The 2,429-nt window shown below is 72.3% G+C and carries 3 protein-coding genes; all 3 read left to right on the forward strand.

Features of this window, described 5'->3' with window-relative positions; genetic code table 11:
• The coding region (locus AB8Z36_RS37125; RefSeq protein WP_369217790.1) for a DUF4937 domain-containing protein at positions 1–474 on the forward strand (474 nt) is incomplete at its 5' end.
• Between the two features lie 89 nt (positions 475–563).
• Positions 564–1,223, forward strand: a complete 660-nt coding sequence (locus AB8Z36_RS37130; RefSeq protein ID WP_369217791.1) for a histidine phosphatase family protein — start codon at positions 564–566, stop codon at positions 1,221–1,223.
• A 12-nt stretch (positions 1,224–1,235) separates the two neighbouring features.
• The gene (locus tag AB8Z36_RS37135; RefSeq protein WP_369217792.1) at positions 1,236–2,153 is read left to right on the forward strand and encodes an ADP-ribosylglycohydrolase family protein; all 918 of its coding nucleotides are present in this window, start codon (positions 1,236–1,238) and stop codon (positions 2,151–2,153) included.
• The last annotated feature ends 276 nt before the right edge of the window (positions 2,154–2,429 follow it).

Genomic DNA, 2,429 nt, shown 5'->3' on the forward strand with positions numbered 1-2,429 from the left:
GGTGTCGCGCACGTCTTCACGTTCTGGGAGAGCCGCGCCTTCTACGACTCCTTCATGGCCCGCTCCCACGACCGGCTCGCGGCGGCGCAGGGAGGCACGTACAAGAACGCGCGGGCCAAGCTCTTCGACCACCTGTTCGACGTGAAGACCGGGTTCGAGCCGCGCTTCACCGACGCCGACGTGGTGCGTGTCGCCCACTGCCGCATCCACGAGGAGCGGGTGGAGCACTTCGCCCTGATGCAGCAGAAGGTCTGGAACCCGGCGATGGCCGGTTCGCCCGGCATGCTGCGCGGGCTCTTCGGCGAGGCGCCGGGCCATGAGTTCCTGGTGCTCTCCATGTGGCAGTCCGCCGCCGAGCGCGGGAAGTACCGCGTCGAGCGGGTGGAGCGGCTCTCCCTGCGGGCCCAGACGGAGGCGGACGTCGCGGCCCTCGCGGGGGACGTCGTCGACCTCGAACCGTCGTGGACGGTGTGATCCCGCGCGCGGGCACGGCGTACGCCGGATGGAGTCCGGACGGCGACCCGGCTGAGCCGTCGGGCACCTGGTCGATCTAGGGTTTCCGCATGGCACGCCCGCGGCGCATCATCCTGGTCCGGCACGGCGAGTCGGCGGGAAACGCCGACGACACCGTGTACGAGCGCGAGCCCGATCACGCGCTCGCCCTCACCGAGACGGGGTGGTCCCAGGCGGAAGAGACGGGAAAGCGCCTCCATGAGGTGATCGGCCGGGAGCGGGTGAGTGTGTACGTCTCGCCCTACCGGCGCACGCACGAGACGCTCCGGGCGTTCCGCCTCGACCCCGCTCGCGCACGGGTGCGCGAGGAGCCCAGGCTGCGCGAGCAGGACTGGGGGAACTGGCAGGACCGGGACGACGTACGCCTCCAGAAGGCCTATCGGGACGCCTACGGACACTTCTTCTACCGCTTCGCCCAGGGCGAGTCCGGTGCGGACGTGTACGACAGGGTGGGCGCCTTCCTGGAGAGCCTCTACCGGAGCTTCGAGGCCCCGGACCATCCGCCGAACGTCCTCCTTGTCACGCACGGGCTCACCATGCGGCTGTTCTGCATGCGCTGGTTCCACTGGACGGTGGCCGAGTTCGAGTCGCTGTCGAACCCCGGGAACGGCGAGATGCGGATGCTGGTGCTCGGCGACGACGGCAAGTACGCGCTCGACCGGCCCTTCGAACGCTGGCGGGAGCCGGAGCCGTACGGCATCACCGGATAGAGTGGCTGAGCGATGACCGCTGACTCCTCCTTCGACCGGCGCACGGAGCGTGCGCTCGCCAGCCTGCGCGGACTGGCGGTGGGCGACGCGCTGGGCTCCCAGTTCTTCGTGCCCGCGCACTATCCCCTGCTCAAGAAGCGGACGCTGCCGGACGCACCCTGGCAGTGGACGGATGACACCGAGATGGCCTGCTCCGTGCTTGCCGTGCTGCTGGCGCACCGGCGGATCGACCAGGACGCCCTCGCACTCTCGTTCGCCACGCACCACGACTTCGACCGCGGCTACGGCCCCGCGGTCAACCGGCTGCTGCGCCTTGTCCGCGAGGGCGGGGACTGGCGTGAGCTGGCCTCCGCGCTCTTCAAGGGGCAGGGCTCCTGGGGGAACGGCGCCGCCATGCGGATCGCGCCGCTCGGCGCCTGGTACGCGGACGACCCCGAGCAGGCGACCCACCAGGCGGAGATCTCCGCCTACCCCACGCACCAGCACCGGGAGGCCGTGGTCGGCGCCATGGCGGTGGCCGCCGCGGCGGCGCTCGCCGCCGACCCCGCGGGGCCGCCCGCGCCGAAGGACCTGCTCGACGGCGTCATCGCGCTGGTGCCGCGCAGCGCCGTGGGAGCGGGGCTGCGCAGGGCGCGGGACATGCTCGACTACGGAGACGCGGCCACGGTCGCCGCGGTACTGGGCTGCGGGCGCCGCACCTCGGCCCACGACACGGTGCCGTTCGCGCTCTGGTCGGCGGCGCGCGGCCTCGGGGCGTACGAGCGGGCCTTCTGGGACACGGCGTCGGTCGGCGGCGACGTGGACACCACCTGCGCCATCGTGGGCGGCGTGGTCGCCTCCGGAGCGGGCGGGGCGCCGCCGCGCGAGTGGCTCCAGCGGACCGAGGAACTGCCCGACTGGCTGCCTGAGAGCGTCCGGGGGCGGGCCTAGCACTCCTGGGCCTGCTTTTCGGCAGGCCCGCTGTTGTCATGGTCCTGGCTGCGACTTTGGGCTGCTGTCACGGTCATGACACAGGGAGGGGCGCTCCGGGGCGCATACGGCGGTCGCGCGGCTACTGTGGTGCGCGCCGTCCGTTGATCTTGACCGGCGCGCACTGAACGAGATGCCGGGCCCCGCCAGCCCTGCGGCCCGTAGCGCCGCCACGAGCTGCGCAGGGTGCGCCGGCCGGGAGGGGGTCCCGTGTCCGACACACCAGAACCAGCGGAC

Source organism: Streptomyces flavofungini, assembly GCF_041028215.1.
GTDB classification, from domain to species: Bacteria; Actinomycetota; Actinomycetes; order Streptomycetales; family Streptomycetaceae; genus Streptomyces; species Streptomyces flavofungini_B.

Coding starts and splice junctions, on each gene's coding strand:
- AB8Z36_RS37130 (WP_369217791.1), top strand. CDS start 564: ATGGCACGCCCGCGGCGCATCATCCTGGTCCGGCACGGCGAGTCGGCG.
- AB8Z36_RS37135 (WP_369217792.1), top strand. CDS start 1,236: ATGACCGCTGACTCCTCCTTCGACCGGCGCACGGAGCGTGCGCTCGCC.